Raw genomic sequence first — 21,380 nt, 5'->3', positions numbered from 1 at the left:
CGTACTGGCCGGCGCGGTCAGCGCAGGGTCGCCGTGAAGGTGCGGCCGTGCGCGTGCCGGGTGGTCGCCTGGATCAGGGTGCCGCCGGGCACGCGGCGTACCGTCACGCCCTCGTCGGCCGTGTCGAGCCTGAGGGACGCGCCGTGCAGGACGACGGAGACGCGGTCGCGCTTCATCGTGGGGTCCGACAGGGCGACGACCGTGCGCGCGCCGGACCGGACGATGACCGAGGCGGGGCCGTCGATGAGCAGGCGTTCGACGTGGCGGGGGCCGTCGGAGAAGACGTTGGCGGCGACGATGCCGAGGGCCTTGTGCTTGATCGCCTGCACGTGACGGCTGTTGGCCAGGACGGACAGCGGGCCCTTCGCGTAGCCGCGCAGGGCGGCCTCGGTCGCGTTCGGGACGAGGGCGTAGGCGAGGGCGGTCAAGTCGCCGCCGGCGGGGTGGGTGACGGAGGCGGTGAAGACGTTCTTGGTCACCATGGTGTCGGGGTTGGACGTGCGCACGACCCGGCGGCTGCGGGTGACGGTCTCCAGCCCGGCCGTGACCGGCTGGCTGGTGAGGAAGGCGTAGCCGACGGACGTGCGGCGGGTGCCGTTGGCGTAGCGCAGCCAGCGCGGTGGCGTGCTGCCCCCCGCCTGCCAGGCCGCGCCGTCCCAGCCCTCGCCGGTGACCGCGACCGCGTCGCCGGGGGCGGCGATGCGGCTGTCCACGGTGGTCACCGCGGCCCGCCCGTCCTGGCCGGAGACGCCCGCGGCCAGCACCACGATCTCGTCGTCGAGCATGAACCAGGACTTGGTCGCGCGGGCGTTGCGGTAGGCGACGAAGTCGTCGGGCAGCAGCCCCGCCTGCTTGGCGGTGTAGGCGGCGTCGTCGGACTGGACCAGGCCGGCCGCGCCGTACGCGCCGAGCGTCGCGCCGCCGGAGAAGGCGTTGCCTGCGCGCGGGAAGTACACGTAGGTGTTCTGGGACTCCGAGGAGGAGGTGAAGTTGAGCGGGTGCCCGGGGTTCTCGTACCAGAACCGGCCGTACAGCTCGGGCACCGTCCGCCGCTCCTCCACCGGCGCGGTGGCCCCGGCCAGCCGGTACGGCGAGACGGTCGTGTAGTAGTCGACGCCGAAGACCTCGCGCTGGTCCTCGCCCGCCAGGTAGAGGTAGTAGGCGCCGTCGCCCTGGAACCAGGGCATGAGGTTCTCGCCGTTCATGTACTCGTACTTGCTGATCCGCTCCGAGCTCCGCGCCAGGGCGAAGGCGTAGCCGGGGCGCCGGTGGACGGTCCTGTCCATGGCGTTGAACGCCACGCACCGCTCGGGCGGGTTCAGGTCGGCGGCCGGGATGGCGGAGTCGGCGCGGATGGCGGCGTAGCGGGCGATGCTGACCGGGGAGACGAAGGCGGCCGGGTCGGTGGCCGGCAGGAACTTGAGGTATTTCCTCAGCGCGAGCGCCTCGGCGCTCCCGACGTGGTCGGCCAGGTCGGCGACGGCCTCCACGACCACGCTGACGTCGGAGTAGCCGGTGTTGGTGCGCGAGACCGCGCGCCCCTTGACGATCTCCATCATCCAGCCCTCGAAGATCAGCGGGGCGAAGCCGTCGGAGATCCACCGGTACACCGCGCCGGGAAGCTCTTCCGGGCCGCCGGTCACGCCTTCGAGGGTCTTGAGCGTCTGCACGACCCGGGTCAGCAGGATGCGGCCGTACGAGCCGGTGTAGGCGACCGAGTGGTGCTGGATGAAGGAGCCGTCGCGGTAGTAGCCGTCGGTGACGCCGTGCTGGAGGTTGTAGGGGTCGATCGTGGCGAAGACGGTGGCCTGGTCGGAGATGGCCTTGGTGACGCGGGCGTCGTCGCCGGTGAGCGCGCCCTGAAGGATGCGGTTGGCGGTGATGTCGGCCAGGTTCGCCCCGGTGTGGAAGCGGGAGTCGAGGTCGACGTCGCCGTTCTCGCCGTTGCGCAGGTAGGCGTCCATCGAGGTGATGTACGTCCCCGTCAGGTCCCCTCGTAACTGCTCCGGCAGCAGGACCAGCGTCCTGCTCACGTGGGTGGGGATGCCGATCTCCCAGTTGTGCCAGTTGCCGTAGTAGCCCGCGGCCTGGTCGCCGAAGTAGCGCTCGTGCAGCCACCGCAGGCCGCCGGCGACCCGCTGCTGGACGGCGGTGTCGTCGGCGAGCGCGCTGCCGGGGGCGCGGGTCGCGAGCGCGATCTCGTACAGGTACTGGTAGGCCAGCCGGAGGTTGGCGTCGTCGGTGCCCAGCTTCAGGCCGGCGAACAGCTCGCCGGCGCCCGCCTGGTCCATGGCCGTCAGCCGTTGCCTGGCGGTGCCGAGAATGGCCGCGAGCTTGCCCGCGACCTCGGGGCGGGCGTTGACCTCGGGGGTCCCCGCGAAGATCGCCACGGTGTTGGCGAGCAGCCGCGCGTGGTCGACCGCCGCCGCGGCACGCGCGGGGGTGGCAACGGCGAGCAGGCCGGCGGCGGGGAGCAGGGAGAGAACCTGGCGGCGGGACATGTGCGGCACGGCGGGCTCCAGGCCGTTGGGGGGTATGCCGGGCTCACATTACATGATCTTTTTCTGGCCGCCCAGGAGCCGGCTCGATGACATCCCCGCGAACACGCGTTATAACCGAACAGTGACTCTACGTAACAGCTCCAAGCGAGCGGCGGCCGTGGCCGCCTGTGCCCTCACCGCCGTGACCGGCACCGTCATCACCGCCCCACCGGCCGCCGCGGCCACGTACGCGGGCGAGTGCGGGCCCGGCTACCGCGTCGTCAACTCCGCCCCCATCGGCCGGCTCGGCACCGTGTTCCTGACCTACAGCTCCGCCTCGGGCAACAACTGCGTGATCGCCAAGCGCCACCGCGCCGGCACGCGCGTGCTGATCGAGGCGGGCCTGGGCGTGCACCCGGTCGGCCAGCACTGGCCGGCCTACCAGGGGCGCCACTACACCTCCTACGCCGGGCCGATCCGGCTGTCCGCGGCGGGCAGGTGCGTGGACTGGATGGGGCGCATCTCGGGGGTCGAGGGCGGCAAGCGCCGGACCAACTGCGGCTGACCGGAACGGACGGGTGAGAGCCCGATCCGGTCCGGCGGGCACGACGGCACCGGGGTCTCAGGACAGCCGCGATCAGGTGATCGCACACCGGCTGTGACGGTCAGTGGATCCCCTCGCCGACCACGAGCGCGCCCAGCCGCTGAACGGCCTGGTGGTACGAGCGGGCGAGCCGGTCGCAGGCGTCCTCGCGGACCCCCTCGTACCCGGCGCACACCTGCCGCATGTCGAAGAGGAAGGCGCTGTCGACGTGCTCCTTGTTTGCCGCGAACCGGCTCACGGCCCGGTAGTTGCGGTAACCGAAGTCGTGCCGCCGGCAGGGCATCCGGAAGTCGAAGCCGAGCGGCTGGTCGGGGCTGCCGGAGCACAGGTCGGTGGACCAGTCGAAGGCGTAGGCGGTCCAGGACGCCCGGTCCAGCCAGGCGTCGTACCAGGCGGCGGCGCCGGCGCTGGTGGGACTGGTGAGCGCGGAGAGCGCGGTGAGCTTCTGCTCCAGCGTCACGGCGTACGCGGGAGCCGGGTGCGCGAAGACGATGATCGGGGCGAGGGCGGCGAGGAATCGTCCAACCATGAGAACCTGCTTGTCTTTGCCCGGGGCCGGAACCTTGTCATGGCAAGCTTGGTCCGGCCACCCCGGCGATCAGGCGAGCCGACGGGCAACGCCGCAGCAGTTCTCCTTCAAGGTTCAGTAGATGCGGTACTTCTTGCCGCAGTTGTCGAACTTGCCGGCCCAGCAGGTGAAGGTGTACACCTTCCCGATCCCCCGGCCACTCCACGAACCCACGACCTTGCCGTCCCACGACTTGTTGAACTTGTGCCAGGCGCCGTTCTGGTAGACCTCGAACCACACCCAGCCCTTCTTCCCGCCGACCTTGTCCACGCCGTACCACTTCGTGAACACCTTGCCACCCGACTTCCACGTCCTGCCGAACGTGTAGGCCTTGCCGTCACTGGAGAAGAACTTCCCCCAAGTGGTGACCGTCGACTGCGTCGTGGCCGACTGGGTCGTGGTGCTCGCCTGCGCGGCGGCCGGGCTGAGCGCCAGACCGGTCACAGCCATCGAACCGGCCAGAGCGGCGATCGCAAGAGTCTTACGCATTTCGGGTTCCTCCCTGTCAGTGCTGCCGGGGTGTTTCCGGCAAGACAGACAGTACGGAGACCACAAGCGATCAACTGTGCAGGAATCCACACATCAGAGGTGATCAGCGCCACAAAGCGCCGGCACGGTGGCCCGACACGTCGCGCCGGCCTTCGTGGGCGTCCTGAGGCGATCGACTTATATTCGGAAGGACGACGGGCTCCCGAGTTGGAGGACAAGGTGACTGCCGACGCGATCCCCGAATTCCCGTTCGACCGCCCCACGGCCCTGGAGCCGCCGCCGCAGCTCGCCGAGCTGCGCGAGAAGTGCCCGGTGGCGCACGTACGGCTGCCCAGCGGCGACGTCGCCACGCTGGTGACCAGGTACGACGACGCCCGCGCGGTGATGGCGGACCCGCGCTTCAGCCGCAACCTGGCCAGGGAGGGCGCCGCCCGGCTGTCCACCACCGAGGACGGCGGCCTGTTCAACCGGCGCCGGGTGAACACCATGGACATCAGCGAGGGGCAGGGCCACCTGCGCTGGCGGCGCCTGCTCGGCCGCTGGTTCACCATGCGGAGGATGGAGCTCTGGCGGCCCAGGGTCCAGGCGATGACCGACGACCTGCTGGACGCCATGCTGGCCAAGGGCTCCCCGGGGAACCTGTCGGCCGGTCTCGCCCTGCCGCTGCCGGTACGGGTCATCTGCGCGCTGGTGGGAGCGCCGAGCGAGGACCAGGACAAGTTCGCCCACTGGTCCCGCGTCATGCTGACGCTCACGCGGCACACGCAGGAGGAGGTGGACCAGGCCTACCGGGAGTTCAACGCGTACGTGTCGGACCTGGTCGACCGCAACCGGGCGGACCCGGGTGACGACCTGCTCAGCGAGCTGACCCAGATCACCGACGCCGAGGACGGCCGGCTCAGCGGGGCCGAACTCATCGCCACCGTACGCGGGCTGCTGCTGGCCGGCCACGAGACCACCTCGAACATGATCGCCATCATGGCGGCCATGCTGCTCGCGGAGCGCCGCCGGTACGAAGCCGTCATCGAGGACCCCGGCCTCGTCCCGGGCACCGTCGAGGAGGTGCTGCGCCTGGACAGCACGCTGTCGGTGATCGGCGGGGTGCCCAGGTTCATCACCGAGGACGTGGAGCTCGGCCGGACCACGGTGCCCGCCGGCAGCACGCTGATCCCGAACATCCCGGCCGCCAACCGCGACCCGGACAAGTTCCCCGACCCCGACCGGTTCGACCCCCGGCGGCAGAACAGCGGCCAGCACCTCACCTTCGGCGCCGGCCCGCACTACTGCCTCGGGCAGCCGCTGGCCCGGCTCGAACTCCAGGTCGTCCTGACCACCCTGGCGCAGCGGCTGCCGAACCTGCGGCTACGTGACTCCGCCGACGACCTCCGGCTGCGCACCGGCGGGCTATCCGGCGGGCTCCAGGACGTATGGGTCACCTGGTGACATCTTGACGCCGTCCGCCAGCTCGGCGCGGCGCGGCCGGCGCCGCTACACGGGCACGCGCAACACGGGAACGCCGTTGTAGTGCGCTTCCCACGCGGTGGCGCCGACCAGCTGGGAGATCACCGTGGCGCCGTCCACCATGGACGCCGCGCACCGGAACGGCAGCCGGCCCCCCGGCGCGGCCGCCTCCAGCGCGCTGTTGAGCCCGCTGCGGATGCCCTCACCCGCCGCACGCAGGTGCTCGGGCGCTCGGGGGTGCTCCGGGAGAAGCTCGCGGAGCAGGTGCTGCTCCTCGTCGTCGGCGTGCTGGTAGCAGGCGTACGCGGGGAGGTCGGCCGAGACCGCCCGGGCGACCTGGCCCATGAGCCTCTCGACGTCGTACCTGCTGGCGTGGGCATCGCCGAACCAGTAGATGTAGAGCTCCATGCTTCGCAGACCTTACCGATTCGGTAATGTCCCATCTGGAGGACCGGATGCCACATATCGACCTGGGCAACGACGCCCCCGGGATCGTCGGGCTGATGCGCTACCGTCCCGAGACGGGCAAGGTGCTGAGCGAGCTGGCCGAGGTGCTGCTGCGCGGTGACAACACGCTGTCGCGTGGCGAGCGCGAGCTCATCGCCTCCTACGTCTCCACGCTCAACGAGTGCGGGTTCTGCGCCAGGTCCCACGGGGCCTTCGCCGCGGCCCAGCTCGACGGGGGCGAGGAGGTCGTCGCCCACGCGTGCGCGGCCCCAGACACCGCCCCCATTTCCGGCAAGTTGCGCGCCCTGCTGCGCGTCGCGGCGGCCGTACGGCACGGCGGGAGCGCCGTCACCCCCGAGGACGTCGCGGCGGCCAGGGAGGCCGGCGCCACCGACACCGAGATCCACGACACGGTGCTGATCGCCGCCGCGTTCTGCATGTTCAACCGGTACGTCGACGGCCTGGCCACCACCGCCCCCGACGACCCCGCCCCCTACGCCCATCGCGCCGCCCACATCGTCGCCCACGGCTACCTCTGAGATCGTGGACTTTCACGTATGGGATTGAGCGGAACGGGCATGGACCGTCTCATCGGTCAGCCGTCACCATATGAACCATGTTGGTAATGGCTCTCGTCACACTCCTGCTGCACGGCGCCCTCACGGGCCTCTTCTACACCTTCTCCATGTCGGTCATGCCGGGCCTGAACGCCGTCGACCCCGACCAGGCGGAGGCGGCGATGCGGAGCATCAACCGGAAGATCCTCAACCCGTGGCTCTACCTCGCGTTCCTGGGCTCACCGATCGCGGCGCTGGTGACCGGGTTCCTCGCGGACGCCCCGGCCGCCATCTGGTTCTTCGCCGCCGCCGGGGTGAGCTTCGTCGGCTCGTTCCTGGTCACCATGGTGATCAACGTGCCCATGAACAACGCCCTCGACGCCGGGACGATGTCCTGGAAGGACTACTCGCCGAGGTGGACCGCCTTCAACACGCTGCGCGCCGTGGCCAGCGCGGCCGGTCTCGTCCTGGTGGGCGTCGCCCTGATCGTCTAGTAGATGCGGTACTTCTTGCCGCAGTTGTCGAACTTGCCGGCCCAGCAGGTGAAGGTGTACACCTTCCCGATCCCCCGGCCGCTCCACGAACCCACGACCTTGCCGTCCCACGACTTGTTGAACTTGTGCCAGGCGCCGTTCTGGTAGACCTCGAACCACACCCAGCCCTTCTTCCCGCCGACCTTGTCCACGCCGTACCACTTCGTGAACACCTTGCCACCCGACTTCCACGTCCTGCCGAACGTGTACGCCTTACCGTCACTGGAGAAGAACTTCCCCCAAGTGGTGACCGTCGACTGCGTCGTGGCCGACTGGGTCGTGGTGCTCGCCTGCGCGGCGGCCGGGCTGAGCGCCAGACCGGTCACGGCCATCGAACCGGCCAGAGCGGCGATCGCAAGAGTCTTACGCATTTCGGGTTCCTCCCTGTCAGTGCTGCCGGGGTGTTTCCGGCAAGACAGACAGTACGGAGACCACAAGCGATCAACTGTGCAGGAATCCACACATCAGAGGTGATCAGCGCCACATGGGGAAACGTCATCCGGCGAGCGGTCTAGGACGAAGACTCCGCCCCCGCGTAGCGCGTACGCAGCAACCCCCGGCAGAACCCGGCGTTGCCCTCGATGCTGACCCGCACCACGCGGGCGAACCGCAACCGGCGCTCGGCCTCCTCCTCCGGGATGGGCGCCCCGGCTCGTCGAGCAGCCGCGCGGACCCCGGCGCGCAGTCCAGCCCGAGCTCGGCCCGGCGCCGGAGCAGCCCGGCCGGCTCCCCCGTCCACGACGAAATACCGCTGGCCGTCCTTCTCGTACATCCGCTAGCTCCTTGCCGGCACGAGGATGCCCCGGCCCTGCAGCCGGCCGCCGTCCAGGTCGTCCATGGCGTCGTTGACGGCGTCGAGCGGGTACGTCCTGGTGTGCAGGCGCACCTTTCCCTGGGCGGCGAGGGCCATCAGCTCGTCCAGGTCGTTGTAGGAGCCGACGAGGTTCCCGATGACGTTGATCTCGGTGGAGATGATGTCGATGGTGGGGATCTCGACGCGCCCGCCGTACCCGATCGAGAAGTACGACCCCGCGCGCCGCAACATCGCCACCCCCTGCCGCTCCGCGCCGCCCTCGCCGACGAAGTCCAGCACCACGTGCGCGCCCTCGCCATCGGTGAGGTCGGTCACCGCCTCCACCTGCCGGCCGTCGGCGGGCACGGTGTGCGCGGCGCCGTACCCCTCGGCGAGCTTGAGCGCCTCGGCCGACCGGTCGACGACGATGATCTCGGCGGGCGTCATGGCGGTCAGGCACTGCACGCCGATGTGCCCGAGCCCGCCGGCGCCGATCACGACGACCCGCGTGCCGGGGTGGAGCAGCGGCACCGCCTTGCGTACCGCGTGATAGGCGGTCAGGCCCGCGTCGGCCAGCGCGGCGACGTCGGCCGGCTGCAGGGCGGGGCTCAGCTTCACCACCGACCGGGCGGTGGTGAGCAGCAGCTCGGCCATGCCGCCGTCGGAGTCGATGCCGGGGAAGCGCGAGTTCGCGCAGTGCACGTCGTCGCCCGCCCGGCAGGCCCGGCACAACCCGCAGGTGACCAGCGGGTGCAGGATGACCGCGTCACCGGGCCGGACGTTCGTCACGGCCGCGCCGACCTCGCGCACCCACCCGGCGTTCTCGTGCCCGATCGTGTACGGCAGGCGCACGCCGGACTTCCGCGCCCACTGCCCCTCGACGATGTGCAGGTCGGTACGGCACAGCCCGGCCCCGCCGATCTCGACCAGCACGTCCAGCGGGCCGCCGGCCCGGGGCTCCGGGACCTCCTCGACGACCGGACGCTTGGTGTACTCGTGCAGACGTACGGCTTTCATCCCGACCGCTCCCTCGTAGCGCGCTTATGCCCGATCGTTCGCGCGCGTGCCGGGAGCGGTCAACAACTGAAATTTCATAACACGGTAATTTCGGCCCCTCCATGGGACCGGCTACGCGGTCAGTCCGAGAAGTGCTCCTTGAGGATCACGCCGTGCACGCCCGTGGTCCGGTCGACCACCTGCGACACCTCGAAGTCGGTGGCGGCCGACAGGTAGGCGTAGGCGACCGCGCGCTCCATGCCCTGGTCGTGCTCCAGGAAGTCGAGCGCGTTGACGACCGCGCGCCGCATGGCGACGTCGAGATCGTTCACCTGGCCGTTCCGCGACCCGTCGGGGTCGGACAGGCCGATCGGCAGCCACGCGTCCGGGGTCTCGGCGAACGGGTAGTGGAAGGCGACCGAGGGCGCGTCGCCGGAGCCCGCCTTGCACACGGTGAGCCGGAAGGTGCCGCGCAGCGAGCCCTCCATCGCGGTCAGCGCCGCCTCCCCGCCGCCCATCGCGTGGTGCGGGTCACCGGTGTAGAAGAGCGCGCCATCGGCGAACACCGGCAGGTAGAAGGTGGCGCCCACGCCCAGCAGGTTGATGTCGATGTTGCCGCCGCCGAGGGTGGGCGGGATCGAGTTGAGCGCGGGATCGGTCGGCGTGCTCGCGGAGGCGAACGCGACGCCCATCATCCCCATGAACGGGCGCAGCGGGAACGTCACCTCCCCCGACCTCCCGCGCTTCATGACCCCGCTCGGCACGCCCCTCCGCCCCCGGCGTACCGGGGTGAACACGGACACGTTGCCGTACCTGGTCGGGTCGCCGGTGGGCCGCCCGTCGGTCGCCACCGGCGGCATGACCTCCTCCAGGGTGATCCCGTCCGGCGCGCCGCCCCCGGCCTGCCGGGCCAGCGCGCCCTTGCCGTGCCGGCTCGACACGACCCCGTACGGCACGCGCGGCAGCAGCGAGAGCATCTCGACCTTGAGCACGTCCCCCGGCCGCGCGCCGTCCACGTGGACGGGGCCGGTCACGACGTGCGGGCCGTCGACGTCGAAGTCGCGGGCCGTGCGGGAGTAGTCGCGGGCGATCGCGACGGCGTCCTGGAGCACGTTCGCGCGGGGCACGCCGTGCCCGCCGAAGTACGCGACCGGGTCGCGGCCCTGGTCCTCCAGGATCCCCTCGTGCGAGACGGTGTCGATGGTGACCGTCTCCCCCGACCGCATCCGGAGCACCGGCTCGCTGCCCACCGACGGCACGTACCCCCATCTGACCTGCTCGACGGCGGAGGGGAGGTAGTGCTTGCCGTGGATCGGGCCCTTGCGGGGCTGCAGGATCTCCCGGGGCAGCGTCGGCGTGCCGCCCGTGGCGGCCGTCGCGGCGCGCGAGGCGGCCAGCAGCCCACCGCCCGCCCCGCCCACGGCCGCCGCCGCGCGCAGGAAACTCCGTCGTCCAAGTCTCGCGATCAGGGCGTCGCGTACGTCGCTCGGGCTCTTCGGCACGCTCATGGCTCTCCTCGCGTCACCGGCCGGAAGGTTGCCACCGATCATGCAGTACGCCCGTTACGCCCCTGTTTCGGCCTTGCCTCGGGCAGAAGTGAAAGGATCAGATCGAAGTCTGACCTCGAAGGACATACTCGAAAGGCATCCGAGATGGCTCCGAACATCGCGACCGCCCGCCGCGTCGAACTGCCCGAACTGCTCGAGTTCCTCCGCCCCCGGCACCACGGCCTGCTGTCCACCACCCGTACGGACGGCCGCCCGCAGCTCTCCCCCGTGAGCTGCGGCGTCGACGAGGACGGCCGGATCGTGGTCTCCACGTACCCCGACCGCGCCAAGGCGACCAACGCCCGGCGGGACGAGCGCGTGTCGATCTGCGTCCTGTCCGACGACTGGAACGGCCCGTACGTGCAGGTGGACGGCCGCGCCGAAGTGCTCGACATGCCCGAGGCGCTCGAAGCGCTCGTGGGCTACTACCGCTGCATCGCCGGCGAGCACCCCGACTGGGACGAGTACCGCGAGGCCATGCGCCGCCAGGACAAGTCGCTGATCCGCATCCACATCGACCGCTGGGGCCCCATCGCCACCGGCGGCTTCCCCGCGCGCCTGGCCACCGGAGGGTGATATAATGATCTTGAATCCCGAGCCAGGTCCGCTCGGGATTTTGCTTTTCATGCCCTCTCCTCACCGCACCATCCTGAACGCGGCGCTCCCTCTCTTCCTGTCCATGAGTGCCGGGATCATCGCCCAGCTCCTCGGCACCGCCCTGCTCGGGCACCAGGGGACGGCGCAACTGGCCGCCTTCGCGCTCGTCTGCGCGGTGCTCAACCCGGTCACCGCGGCCGTGTCCGGCGGGCTGCGCGGGATGTCCCCGTTCGTCGCGGCCTGCCGGGACCGCCCCGCCGAGGCCCTGCCCATCCTGAAGGACGCGCGCTGGTTGTCCCTGGGGATCGGAGTGGTCGGCGCGGGCGTCATGCTCGCCGTCCCGCTGATCGCCCGCCTCAGCGGCGTGCCCTACGACCTGGGCGCGTTGCCGCAGATCTTCGCCCTCCAGGTGCTGCTGGCCGCCGCGGGCGGCGGCGCGAACGGGGTGCTGATCGCGCTCGGGCACAGCCGCCTCGTGCTGAGGTCGGGCCTGACGAGCACGGCCGCGGAGGTGATCCTCCTCCTCGCTCTGGTGCCCCCGATGGGCGCGCACGGCGCCGCCCTCGCCCTCCTGGCCTCCACCGCCCTGGCCCTCACCCTCTCGAACGCCCTCCTGCTCGGCCGGCCCGAGTTCGCCGGCCAGTCCCTGCTCCCCCGGCGTCCCCGCCCTCGCCAGATCCTGCGCATGGCCAGGCTGGGCATCCCGATGTCCGCCTCGATCGTCCTCAAGTTCGCGGTGATGGGGGGCGCCACCTACGCCGCCGCGCGCACGGGCCCCCACGCCGCCGCCGCCCACGCCATCCTCGCCGCGCTCGACGGCCTCCTCGGCCTGGCCGCCTTCGCCGTCGCCCAGGCCGTGACGCCGGAGATCGCCCGATCGCATGGCCCCGCCGACGCCCGCCGCGCCAACCGGGCCGCCCTGGCCATCGCCTCCGCCGGCACGCTCGCCGCCGGGCTCGCGCTGCTCCTGCTCGGCGCGGAGGCACTCGGACCGTTCACCTCCGACCCCCGCGTGCTCGCCGCCGCCCTCCCCCTCCTGCCGCTCCTCCTGATCTACGCCCTGGCGAACAACTGCGGGATCGTGCTGTCCGCCGGCCTGATGGGGCTCAGGCGCTCCAGCTGGAGCCTGGGCTCGGCCGTCCTCGGGTACGGCCTGCTCGCCGTCGCCATGACACCCGTGACGGCGGCCTGGAGCCTGACCGGCCTGTGGACGGCGTTGACCGCCGCCCGCGGGCTCATCCTCGCCGTGCAGGCCGCCGGCTTCACCCGGCACAGCGCCCGCCTGCCTATTTCTCCTCGGTCAGGTGCTCAAGAAGAACCTGGCTGATCTCGCCCAGCTGATGGATCTGCTCGGGAGTGAGCAGGTCGACGAGGTGGGCACGCACGCTCTCCACATGGGCCGGAGCCGCGGTCTCCAGCGCGGCCAGGCCCTCGTCGGTCAGCACCGCCAGCCAGCCGCGCCGGTCGCCCTCGTAGTGCTCCCTGCGCACCCAGCCGCTCTGTTCGAGCTTGTTGACCGCGTGGGAGATGCGGCTCGGCTTGGAGTTGGTCCAGTGCGCCAGCTCGCTCATGCGCAGGGTGCGCTGTGGCGCCTCGGAGAGCAGCACCAGCAGCTCGTAGTAGGTCGGCGGCATGCCGGCCGCCGTCTGCAGGTCGCGTTCCAGGCGGTCGGTCAGCAGGCGCGTGGCCAGCGCGAAGGCGCGCCAGGCACGTTGTTCGTCGTCAGCGAGCCATCTCGTCACATCGGCATCGTACTCAATAGTTGCGCACTGGAATATCTAGATGTACTGTCGTGCTGAATATTTCAGCACTGAAGGAGTATGGCATGTTTCCCAGTGACCTCACCGGCGCGTACACCATCGACCCGGCGCACAGCCGCTTCGGTTTCGCAGCCCGGCACGCGATGGTGACCAAGGTGCGCGGCAGCTTCCCCATCGTGGAGGCCACCGTCCACCTGGACGCCGCCGACCCGGCCGCCTCCAGCGTCCGCGTGGTCCTGGACGCCGCGGGCGTCGAGACCGGCAACGCCCAGCGTGACGGCCACCTGCGCACCGGCGACTTCCTGGACGTCGTCACCCACCCGCACATCACGTTCACCAGCTCGGGCGTGAAGCACGTCGGGGGCGACAGCTTCGAGGTCACCGGCGCGCTGACCATCCACGGCGTCACCCGGCAGGTGACCGTTCCGCTCGACTACACCGGCACCTCTGTCGACACGCAGGGGTTCAAGCGGGCCGGGTTCGAGGGCGGCATGGTGATCGACCGCAGGGACTACGGGGTCAGCTTCAACGCCCTGCTGGAGACCGGGGGCGTGATGGTGTCGGAGAAGATCACCCTCGAGTTCGACCTGTCCGCCGTCAAGACCGGCTGACCGCTCGTGCACCTCCATCTCCTGGCCGGAGAGCGCGCCCTCCGGCCAGGAGGAGCACCCCGCACCCGGGTCTCGGCACCGCCTCCACCCTCCGTCTCCCTGGATCACCATCACTGTCCGCGTCTCTCATGTCACAATGAGCGGCGTGCCGTCCCCCCGATACGACGTCCTCATCCAGTTGTTCCACGACCACCCTCAGCTGGCGGTCGAGATCCTGCGTGACCTCATGGCCGTGGACCTGCCCTTCGCCACCCCGGCCCGGCTGGACCCGTACGACGGCACCCTGGCCCTGACCCTCGGCCCACCGCGATCCCCCGCGCACGCGATCATCGTGGAGATCCCGCAGGACACCACCAGGACCGCCGAGCGACTCGCCCGCGACGCCGCCGCGTTGTGGCTGAGGCTGGACTGCGACGTCACGGTCCTGCTCGTCTGCCCCGACCACGAGATCGCCGCCCACTACGCGCGACCGATCACTTCAGGGCTGACCGGCTACCACTTCCAGGCGCAGGTCCTCGGCCCGCACGGCATCCCCGACTCCGACCTGCACTCACCGGAGATGTGGCACCTCGAAGAGATCATGACGTCCGCCACCTGGCTGGCCCACAGCCCCTTCACCCGCGGCCTGGAAGAAGGCCGGACCGCCGGCAGGAAAGAGATGGCCGCCAGAATCCTCCTGCTCGTCCTGGCCACCCGCGGCCTCGACGTCCCTGACGACACCCGCACCCGCATCGTCAGCGGCGCCGACCTCGCTCAGCTCCGCACCTGGGTGACCCGCGCGGCCACCGCCAAGTCCGTCGAGGACGTCTTCGACGAGCCGGTGGCCTAAACCCGCCTGAAACCCGCCGGCCGTCCGCACCACCTGACCATCCCGCGCCCCACTGTCCCCGGGCGTGTGTCGCCGGAGCGGTGGGGGTCAGGCCAGGTAGAGGCGGTCCTTGAAGGCGCCGCGCTCCGCGCGCTTGGCCTCCGCCGCCTTCTCGATCTCCTGCCAGTCGTGCCCGTGGGCCGCCGCCAGCGCCCTGAGCACCTCGTACACGTCGGCGAGCTCCCCGGCCACCTCCTCCGGCGAGGCCTCACTCACCTCGGTCGCCTCCTCGAACAGCTTGGCCAGCAGGGCCGCGCGGTACTCGGCTTCCCCCAGGACCGTGATCACCGGCTCCTCGCCGGTGCGCCGGATGATCTCCGGGATGCGGTCCCGTACCAGCTTGCCCATGCCCAGACGTCCTTCGTGGTGCGGCGGATCTGCGAGGTCACGAGCGTAGTGGGTCAGACCATGGCGAGGTAGGCGGCGAGCTCGTCGGCTCTCCTCGTCCCGCTTGTACGACGGTTCTTCCGATCGCCTGGCACGAGAGCGCCTCACTCTCAGGCGCTGACCTTCAGCTGGTGGACGCGCTGCTTGGACATGCCCATGACGCGTGCCGTGTCGGGCTCCGACCAGTGGCTGGTGAGTGTCTTGGCCACCTTGACGGCCAGCTCGGCGGCACGCTTGGTGTGGGCTTCGGCCAACTCCTTCTCGCGGTGATATTCGGCCACCACCCCCGCCACCTCCGCGGGCAGGTCGAACACGAACTCCACGCCAGGGACGTCCTCGGGCCAGGCCCAGGCGTGGACCTCCGCCAGGTCACGCTCCAGCTGTGACAAGGAGCCGGCCACGCCGACGCCCTCGGTCTCCCCTGTGGGGCAACGCGACACCCATCTCCCGTGCTCGTAGGTGATGACATAGGTGATCGACTTGCTCATCGACTCATCCTTTCGATGACCGCCTTCAGGCGCTTGATGGCTTCACGGAAGAGCTCGGGATCGCGGTCCGGGTCGGCAGGGATCAAGATGGGGACCGAGATGATTCCACCCTTGATCACACGCAGCGCGCACATGTCGCCCTTGAGGTGGTAAAGCCAGTCGGCGGTGGCGCCTGCGGTGGCCACTATGGCTGCGACCTCGGCGAGCTGGCGCATGTGTGGGGGAGGTCATCAGCCATGGCATGAGGCTATCGCACTAGGAGGACGGCTCCTAGCCGGATAGGAAGCGGCGTTGCCTTCTCCCGTACGAAGGAGAGCAGGCGTATGGTGGGTGGTGCGCGCGCAGGGCGCCACCGGTCCGCGGGAAGGGCGAAGCCCACCTGGAGTTCACCGTGCGACCTCGGCCCGACCTCTTTTCCGGCCTGACCATGCGGACACCAGGCCAGACGGAAAGGAGGCCATCGTGCCCATCCATCGTCTGCCCGACAACCCCAGCCTCGAACGGCTCCGCAAGCAGGCCAAGACCCTCCTCAAGCAGGTGGACGCGGGAGCTCCCGAGGCGCGCGGGCTCGTCGCCGAGTTCCATCCCCGGCCGCCCGCGACGCTCAAGCTGTCGGACACGCAGCTCGTCACCGCCCGCATGTACGGCTTCGCGAGCTGGCCCAGGCTGACGGAGCATCTCACCACCGTCGAGCGTTACTCCCGCTCGCCGCACGAGGTCCCGCCGCGGGCGGACCTGCCGGAGGAGTTCCTGCGGCTGGCCTGCCTCACGTACGGCTCCGACCACCCCGGCCGGACCGACGAGGCCGACCTCCTGCTGGCCCGGCAGCCGGACCTCTCCACCGCGAACGTCTTCACCATGGCCGCCACCGGGTCGGCCGGCGCGCTGGCCGCGGCGCTGGCCGCCGATCCCGGGCTCGCGCGGTCGCAGGGCGGGCCCTTCGGGTGGGAGCCGCTGCTGTACCTGGCCTATGCGCGGCTCAAGGCTCCGGGTCATCACGTGGCGGCGGCCCGGGTTCTCCTCGAACACGGTGCCGATCCGAACACCGGATTCCTGTGGGACGGGCTGACCTCGCCGTTCACGGCGCTCACCGGCGCGCTCGGGGGCGGGGAGGGTGACCAGCCGCCGCATCCGGAGGGGATGGCGCTGGCGCGGCTGCTGCTGGAGGCCGGGGCGGATCCCAACGACGGCCAGGCGCTCTACAACCTCGGGCTCGGCGGGACGTTCTCGGACGACGTCGACCATCTTCGGCTGCTGCTGGAGTTCGGGCTGGGGCGGGGGGCGGGTGGGCCGTGGCGCGCGCGGCTGGGGCCGACGATCCAGTCCCCGCGGCAACTGCTGCGCGAGGAGCTGGCCACCGCCGCGCTGCGGGGCGGGCCGGCGCGGGCGCGGCTGCTGCTGGCGCACGGGGCGGAGGTGGACGGGCTCGGCGAGCATCCGGCGTACCGGGGGCGCACGCCGTACGCGCTGGCCCTGCTGAACGGGCACACCGAGGTCGCGGAGCTCCTCGCCGAGGCGGGCGCCACGGCGACGCTGGACGAGGACGACGCGTTCACCGCCGCCTGCATGCGCGCCGACGCCGGCGCGGTGGCCGCGTTCGGTCCGGAGGCGGCGGCCCGGGCGCTCGCTCGCGCCCCGGGGCTGATCCACAGCGCGGCCGGGCAGCGCAAACCGGCGGCGGTACGCCTGCTCGCCGGCCTCGGGTTCGACGTGAACCACCTGCACCGGTCCACTCCGCTGCACGCGGCGGCCTGGAACGACGACGTCGAGACGGCCAGGACGCTGATCGAGCTCGGGGCCGACCCGACGATCAAGGACGCCGAGCATGATGCGACGCCGCTCGGCTGGGCCGACTACGGTGGCAGGCATCGCGTGGCGGCCTACCTGCGGAGCGTCGCCGGGCAGGAGTGAGCCGAGCAGGCCTGCCACGGCGGCGTACGCCCGTGGAGCGTGAACCGATCTCGCAAGAGGCGGCCTACCTGCGAAGCGAGGTGTGGGAGTGGTGATCGTCGGGGGTGGAATTGTCGGTGGCACTCGCCATGATGAAGCCATGACCGAGACGCCCCCCATCACCGCGCTGGCCGACGACACGGCCTACGCCGAAGCCGTCCAGCGGGCCGTGCACTCCGCGGCCGCCTACTACGCCGACGGCACCTCGACGCTCGACGACGACGCCTACGACCGGCTGGTTCGCGGCATCCAGGCGTACGAGGAGGAGCATCCCGAGTCGGTGCTGCCGGCCTCGCCGACGGGCAAGGTCGCCGGCGGGGCCGTGGTGGGCGACGTGCCGCACACCGTGCCGATGCTCAGCCTGGACAACGTGTTCGGCGCCGAGCAGCTCGCCGACTGGGCGGCCGGGCTGGAGCGTCGGCTCGGCCGGCCGGTCACGCGGTGGAGCGTGGAGCCGAAGCTCGACGGGCTGGCGATCTCCGCCCGCTACCGTAACGGCCGCCTGGCGCAGCTCGTCACGCGCGGCGACGGCACCGCGGGTGAGGACGTCTCGCACGCCATCGGGACCATCGTCGGCCTGCCCGACCGGCTGGCCGACGCGGTCACCGTGGAGTTGCGCGGCGAGGTGATGATGACCACCTCGCAGTTCGAGGAGGCGTGCGCCAAGCGGCAGGCTCACGACGGCACGACGTTCGCCAACCCGCGCAGCGCCGCCGCGGGCACGTTGCGGGCGCAGGACCGGCCCTACGTGTGCGAGCTGACGTTCTTCGGCTACGGCGTCCTGCCGCCCCCGGGCGACGGCTCCGAGCTGGCCGTACGCCTGCGCGAGCTGCCGCACAGCGAGATCATGCACTGGGTCGCCGCGCAGGGCGTGCAGACCACGGCCGCCACGCCGGTGGCCGGGATCGTGGCGGAGACGCTGGAGCGGGTGCAGGAGCGCGTCGGGGAGATCGGGGCGGCGCGTGCCGCGCTGCCGTTCGGCATCGACGGCATCGTGATCAAGTGCGATCTGGCGGCCGACCAGGCCGAGGCCGGGTTCAGCTCGCGGGCGCCGCGGTGGGCGATCGCGTACAAGCTGCCCGCCACCGAGAAGATCACCAAGCTGCTCCGCGTGGAGTGGAACACCGGACGCACCGGCATCATCGCCCCGCGCGCGGTGCTGGAGCCGGTCGAGCTGGACGGCAGCAACGTCACATACGCGACCCTGCACAACGTCGCCGACATCACCCGGCGCGGCCTGATGCTCGGCGACAGCGTGACCGTCTACAAGGCGGGCGACGTGATCCCCCGGGTCGAGGCGCCGGTGGTCCACCTGCGCACCGGTGCGGAGGAGCCGATCGCGATCCCGGAGGTCTGCCCGTCCTGCGGCGACGCGATCGACACCTCGCAGGAGCGCTGGCGGTGCGTGCGCGGGCGCGGGTGCCGGGCGATCGCGTCCATCACGTACGCGGTCGAGCGCGACACGCTCGACATCGAGGGGCTGGCGGTGAACCGCATCCAGCAGCTACTGGACGCCGGCCTGATCGCCGACTTCGCCGACCTGTTCTTCCTGACCCGGGAGCAGTTGCTCGGGCTGGAGCGCATGGGCGAGACCAGCACCGACAACCTGCTCGCGGCCATCGAGCAGGCCAAGACGCGGCCGCTGAGCAGGGTGTTCGCGGCGCTCGGGGTGCGGGGCACCGGCCGCTCGATGAGCCGGCGCATCGCCCGCCACTTCGCCACCATGGACGCCATCCGGGCCGCCGACGCCGAGGCGATCCAGCAGGTGGACGGCATCGGCCCGGAGAAGGCGCCGGTCGTGGTCGATGAGCTGATCGAGCTGGGCCCGCTCATCGACAAGCTCGTCCAGGCCGGGGTGAACATGACCGAGCCCGGTGCCACCCCGCCCGCCGTGAGATCCGAGAACTTGGAGGAGCCCGGGCAGTCCGGGGGGTCGGTGGTCGAGCTGCCGCTGGCGTCGATGTCGGTGGTGGTCACCGGCGCGATGACGGGGCCGCTGGCGGCGCTGTCGCGCAACGAGGTCAACGAGCTGATCGAACGGGCCGGGGGCAAGGCGTCCTCCAGCGTGTCCGCCAAGACGTCCCTGCTGGTGGCGGGCGAGAAGGCGGGCTCCAAGCGGGCCAAGGCCGAGACCTTGGGGGTGCGGATCGTGAGTCCGGAGGAGTTCGCCGAGCAGGTCGGCGCGTTCATGGGAGGGTGATCGCGGCTACCTCCCGGCGCTTGGGCGGAGCCGCTTCCAGGCGTGGCATGGGGTGGCGGCTACTTGCCAGGGGTGGAGCGGCGGCGGATCCAGCCGGCGGCGCGGTGGGCGACGGGGCCGAGCAGGCTGACCTCTCTGGTGGCCTTCCTCAACGCCTGGACGGCGTTCTGCGAGTCCGCCGTGACCTTCTTCAGCTCCGCCGTCGTGCGCCGCAACTCGGTGGTGAGCCGGTCCACGTCGCTGACCGGTACCGCGGGCTTCGGCTTCTTGCGGTGGTTGACGCGTACGAGCCGGCGGTCCCCGAGCACGTCGGTCGTGTGCCACAGCTCGGGGCGCTCCCCGAGCCAGTCCAGCAGCCGACGCTGCACGGGCACCGGGTCGCCCCACATCCCGTACAACTTCTGCGAGCTCACGCAGATCGGCTGCAGGCCGAGACCGGCGACCGCCTCCCAGACGGCGAGCGCGACGCCCGGCGTGTGCTCGCTGCGATAGTCGTCGAAGGCGACGACCCCACCGGCCCTGAGCACGGTCCGCGCCGCCTCCACGTCGGCCTTCACGTGGGTGTAGAGGTGCGAGGCGTCGACGTGTACGAACCTGCAGGTGTCGGCCTCGACGTGGTCGAGGATGACCGACGTCGGGCCGTGCACGATCTCGGGAAGAGTGGTGTGGACGCTCAGGTAGTTCTGCTCGAACTGGCGGCGGGTGAGCGCGGAGTACGACCTGGAGGTCTCGGCGTCGTTGTCCGCGTCGGGGGCGTCCGACTCGAACAGGTCGCAGACGGTGAAGGTCTCCCCCTGGCGTACGTGGCCGCCGATCAGGACGGCGCTCTTGCCCAGGTACGTACCGAGCTCGAGAACGTCGCCACGAGCGGCGTCATCCGACAGGAACCACTCGAACAGGCGCTGGTCCGCGGGCCAGAACCAGCCGGGGATGCGCTCCAGCGCGGCGTTGAGATCCGGTACTGACATGTGCGGACGCTAACAGCCGTGTTTTCCGGAGAAAAAGGGGGTTTGCCGCATGGCCATCGGGAGGTCACCCAAAGTTCGGCCGGCAGGGCCCGGCCGGCGCCCCGCCCCGACCCCAACACAAGAACTCTTGTCCCACCAATATCGCCAGGCTTTCCCAAAAGCCGCCATTTCTGCGCAAAGCTCGGGGCCCGATTCTGTCGGTGCCACCGTTCATACTCGCCATCAGCACCGATCCTCGGGAGGACATGATGGCGAGGCGATCCGGTCGTCGCAGGAAGCGGTCCAAGCCGGGCGGCAAGGAGCAGTTGTTGCTGACCGGCCTCGTGGGCGTCGTCATCGCGGCTGTCCTCGTGGCCGAATTCGCCGCCGAATATCCCGGTGCCGCAATGGGCATCACCGCGCTGCTGATTGCCGCCTTCGCTGGCGCCCTTTTCCTGCGATATCGGGTCATCCAAGCCCGTCGGCGACAATTCCTCGCCGCCAATGCGGAATTGGCGAAGGTCGATCTCATGACCGGCCCACAATTCGAGCACCTCATCGCCGAGCGCATGATCGCCGAAGGATTCCGGCGCGTTCGCGAGCGGGGGCGCAGCGGTGACGGCGGCGTGGACATCACCGCCGTGGCGCCGGGCGGGACTCCGTACGCCGTCCAGTGCAAGCGCTACAGCCGGACCGTCGGCGCACCCGAGGTCCGCAACTTTCTCGGAGCGCTGGCCAATGCCTTCGCCGGGCACACCGGAGTGCTCATCACCTCGGGCCGCCTCACCCGCCAAGCGCGGGAGGAGGCACTCAACGCACGCCAGCCCCTGTTACTCGTCGAGCGGGACCGCCTGGCCGACTGGCTGATCGGCAGGAGCGCCCTGCTGCCCCAACGCGTGCCGCCCCTTGCCGTAGGGGGTGAGGAGTTGGCCGGCTGACCCTGAGCCGTCGGTGCGGCGCCAGCGTGGTGGTTCGTGGTGGGTGAGTTGATCGACTTCGGGACGGCGGCACCGCTAGGTTGGGCGTTTCGCTCCTCCCGTCCCCCGGTTCTCGCGTCCCCCGTCCTCCTGCCCTGCCCGTCCCCCGGTCCTCGCGGT

Annotated in this window: 24 protein-coding genes; 11 read left to right on the top strand and 13 right to left on the bottom strand. The window is 70.9% G+C overall.

Annotation, left to right across the window (positions count from 1 at the left end):
* Positions 1-17: 17 nt before the first annotated feature.
* Entirely contained in the window at positions 18-2,501 is a 2,484-nt protein-coding gene (locus ACTWPW_RS11205; RefSeq protein ID WP_443168680.1) for a polysaccharide lyase family 8 super-sandwich domain-containing protein, read from the bottom strand.
* Between the two features lie 121 nt (positions 2,502-2,622).
* Here ACTWPW_RS11205 and ACTWPW_RS11200 point away from each other — a divergent pair, with 121 nt between their 5' ends.
* Positions 2,623-3,045 carry a spore-associated protein A gene (locus ACTWPW_RS11200; protein WP_443168636.1) on the top strand — a complete coding sequence of 141 codons (423 nt, stop codon included), beginning with the start codon at positions 2,623-2,625 and terminating at the stop codon, positions 3,043-3,045.
* A 100-nt stretch (positions 3,046-3,145) separates the two neighbouring features.
* Here the strand turns inward: ACTWPW_RS11200 and ACTWPW_RS11195 are convergent, their stop codons facing one another.
* Together ACTWPW_RS11195 and ACTWPW_RS11190 are read right to left on the bottom strand one after the other, a co-directional pair.
* Positions 3,146-3,613: a phospholipase gene (locus ACTWPW_RS11195; protein ID WP_375116789.1), complete on the bottom strand. Its 468-nt coding sequence runs from the start codon at positions 3,611-3,613 to the stop codon at positions 3,146-3,148.
* 114 nt (positions 3,614-3,727) lie between these two features.
* A complete protein-coding gene (locus ACTWPW_RS11190) occupies positions 3,728-4,141 on the bottom strand; it encodes a hypothetical protein (RefSeq protein ID WP_375116790.1) in 414 nt (137 codons plus the stop codon).
* A gap of 219 nt (positions 4,142-4,360) precedes the next feature.
* Between ACTWPW_RS11190 and ACTWPW_RS11185 the strand changes: the two genes are divergently transcribed.
* Positions 4,361-5,584, top strand: coding sequence for a cytochrome P450 (locus ACTWPW_RS11185; RefSeq protein ID WP_443168635.1), 1,224 nt, complete (start codon positions 4,361-4,363; stop codon positions 5,582-5,584).
* A 45-nt stretch (positions 5,585-5,629) separates the two neighbouring features.
* Here the strand turns inward: ACTWPW_RS11185 and ACTWPW_RS11180 are convergent, their stop codons facing one another.
* Positions 5,630-6,010 (bottom strand): hypothetical protein, encoded by a 381-nt coding sequence (locus ACTWPW_RS11180; protein ID WP_443168634.1) that lies wholly within the window; start codon positions 6,008-6,010, stop codon positions 5,630-5,632.
* Between the two features lie 47 nt (positions 6,011-6,057).
* On the opposite strand from ACTWPW_RS11180, the gene ACTWPW_RS11175 reads away from it, so the two are divergent.
* Together ACTWPW_RS11175 and ACTWPW_RS11170 are read left to right on the top strand one after the other, a co-directional pair.
* Positions 6,058-6,588 carry a carboxymuconolactone decarboxylase family protein gene (locus ACTWPW_RS11175; RefSeq protein ID WP_375116793.1) on the top strand — a complete coding sequence of 177 codons (531 nt, stop codon included), beginning with the start codon at positions 6,058-6,060 and terminating at the stop codon, positions 6,586-6,588.
* A 77-nt stretch (positions 6,589-6,665) separates the two neighbouring features.
* Positions 6,666-7,100 (top strand): anthrone oxygenase family protein, encoded by a 435-nt coding sequence (locus ACTWPW_RS11170; RefSeq protein ID WP_375116794.1) that lies wholly within the window; start codon positions 6,666-6,668, stop codon positions 7,098-7,100.
* Here the strand turns inward: ACTWPW_RS11170 and ACTWPW_RS11165 are convergent.
* From ACTWPW_RS11165 to ACTWPW_RS11150, 4 genes are all read right to left on the bottom strand, one after another.
* A complete protein-coding gene (locus ACTWPW_RS11165; RefSeq protein ID WP_375116790.1) occupies positions 7,097-7,510 on the bottom strand; it encodes a hypothetical protein in 414 nt (137 codons plus the stop codon). The two genes, ACTWPW_RS11170 and ACTWPW_RS11165, sit on opposite strands and share 4 nt — an antisense overlap.
* 140 nt (positions 7,511-7,650) lie before the next feature.
* The gene (locus ACTWPW_RS11160; RefSeq protein ID WP_443168633.1) at positions 7,651-7,911 is read right to left on the bottom strand and encodes a hypothetical protein; all 261 of its coding nucleotides are present in this window, start codon (positions 7,909-7,911) and stop codon (positions 7,651-7,653) included.
* Positions 7,912-7,914: 3 nt separating this feature from the next.
* Positions 7,915-8,949 carry an NAD(P)-dependent alcohol dehydrogenase gene (locus ACTWPW_RS11155; RefSeq protein WP_375116796.1) on the bottom strand — a complete coding sequence of 345 codons (1,035 nt, stop codon included), beginning with the start codon at positions 8,947-8,949 and terminating at the stop codon, positions 7,915-7,917.
* A gap of 119 nt (positions 8,950-9,068) precedes the next feature.
* On the bottom strand, positions 9,069-10,436 hold the full coding sequence (locus tag ACTWPW_RS11150) for an acetamidase/formamidase family protein (RefSeq protein WP_443168632.1): 1,368 nt from the start codon (positions 10,434-10,436) through the stop codon (positions 9,069-9,071).
* 144 nt (positions 10,437-10,580) lie between these two features.
* On the opposite strand from ACTWPW_RS11150, the gene ACTWPW_RS11145 reads away from it, so the two are divergent.
* Together ACTWPW_RS11145 and ACTWPW_RS11140 are read left to right on the top strand one after the other, a co-directional pair.
* Positions 10,581-11,051: a PPOX class F420-dependent oxidoreductase gene (locus ACTWPW_RS11145; protein WP_364116778.1), complete on the top strand. Its 471-nt coding sequence runs from the start codon at positions 10,581-10,583 to the stop codon at positions 11,049-11,051.
* A 49-nt stretch (positions 11,052-11,100) separates the two neighbouring features.
* A complete protein-coding gene (locus ACTWPW_RS11140; protein ID WP_443168631.1) occupies positions 11,101-12,399 on the top strand; it encodes an MATE family efflux transporter in 1,299 nt (432 codons plus the stop codon).
* Here the strand turns inward: ACTWPW_RS11140 and ACTWPW_RS11135 are convergent.
* Positions 12,359-12,814 carry a MarR family winged helix-turn-helix transcriptional regulator gene (locus tag ACTWPW_RS11135; RefSeq protein ID WP_375116799.1) on the bottom strand — a complete coding sequence of 152 codons (456 nt, stop codon included), beginning with the start codon at positions 12,812-12,814 and terminating at the stop codon, positions 12,359-12,361. The genes ACTWPW_RS11140 and ACTWPW_RS11135 overlap by 41 nt on opposite strands.
* A gap of 83 nt (positions 12,815-12,897) precedes the next feature.
* On the opposite strand from ACTWPW_RS11135, the gene ACTWPW_RS11130 reads away from it, so the two are divergent.
* Both ACTWPW_RS11130 and ACTWPW_RS11125 read left to right on the top strand, forming a co-directional pair.
* On the top strand, positions 12,898-13,443 hold the full coding sequence (locus ACTWPW_RS11130; RefSeq protein ID WP_443168630.1) for a YceI family protein: 546 nt from the start codon (positions 12,898-12,900) through the stop codon (positions 13,441-13,443).
* A 145-nt stretch (positions 13,444-13,588) separates the two neighbouring features.
* Complete coding sequence (locus tag ACTWPW_RS11125) at positions 13,589-14,272, top strand: hypothetical protein (RefSeq protein ID WP_443168629.1); 684 nt, start codon at positions 13,589-13,591, stop codon at positions 14,270-14,272.
* Positions 14,273-14,359: 87 nt separating this feature from the next.
* Here the strand turns inward: ACTWPW_RS11125 and ACTWPW_RS11120 are convergent, their stop codons facing one another.
* From ACTWPW_RS11120 to ACTWPW_RS11110, 3 genes are all read right to left on the bottom strand, one after another.
* Positions 14,360-14,659 (bottom strand): hypothetical protein, encoded by a 300-nt coding sequence (locus ACTWPW_RS11120; protein WP_375116802.1) that lies wholly within the window; start codon positions 14,657-14,659, stop codon positions 14,360-14,362.
* A 149-nt stretch (positions 14,660-14,808) separates the two neighbouring features.
* Entirely contained in the window at positions 14,809-15,186 is a 378-nt protein-coding gene (locus tag ACTWPW_RS11115) for a hypothetical protein (RefSeq protein ID WP_375116803.1), read from the bottom strand.
* Positions 15,183-15,401 carry a hypothetical protein gene (locus ACTWPW_RS11110; protein WP_443168628.1) on the bottom strand — a complete coding sequence of 73 codons (219 nt, stop codon included), beginning with the start codon at positions 15,399-15,401 and terminating at the stop codon, positions 15,183-15,185. The genes ACTWPW_RS11115 and ACTWPW_RS11110 overlap by 4 nt, the downstream gene beginning before the upstream one ends.
* Positions 15,402-15,648: 247 nt before the next feature.
* On the opposite strand from ACTWPW_RS11110, the gene ACTWPW_RS11105 reads away from it, so the two are divergent.
* Complete coding sequence (locus ACTWPW_RS11105) at positions 15,649-17,097, top strand: ankyrin repeat domain-containing protein (protein ID WP_443168627.1); 1,449 nt, start codon at positions 15,649-15,651, stop codon at positions 17,095-17,097.
* A gap of 139 nt (positions 17,098-17,236) precedes the next feature.
* Entirely contained in the window at positions 17,237-19,336 is a 2,100-nt protein-coding gene (ligA, locus tag ACTWPW_RS11100; protein WP_443168626.1) for an NAD-dependent DNA ligase LigA, read from the top strand.
* A 59-nt stretch (positions 19,337-19,395) separates the two neighbouring features.
* On the opposite strand, the gene ACTWPW_RS11095 is transcribed toward ligA, so the two are convergent.
* Complete coding sequence (locus ACTWPW_RS11095) at positions 19,396-20,304, bottom strand: class I SAM-dependent methyltransferase (RefSeq protein WP_443168625.1); 909 nt, start codon at positions 20,302-20,304, stop codon at positions 19,396-19,398.
* 200 nt (positions 20,305-20,504) lie between these two features.
* On the opposite strand from ACTWPW_RS11095, the gene ACTWPW_RS11090 reads away from it, so the two are divergent.
* Positions 20,505-21,221 carry a restriction endonuclease gene (locus ACTWPW_RS11090; protein ID WP_443168624.1) on the top strand — a complete coding sequence of 239 codons (717 nt, stop codon included), beginning with the start codon at positions 20,505-20,507 and terminating at the stop codon, positions 21,219-21,221.
* Positions 21,222-21,380: the final 159 nt, after the last annotated feature.

Source organism: Nonomuraea sp. KM90, assembly GCF_052246675.1.
In the GTDB taxonomy this organism is placed as follows: domain Bacteria; phylum Actinomycetota; class Actinomycetes; order Streptosporangiales; family Streptosporangiaceae; genus Nonomuraea.
Note: the sequence above shows the minus strand (reverse complement) of the source record. Positions and strands in the feature narration are given on the sequence as shown.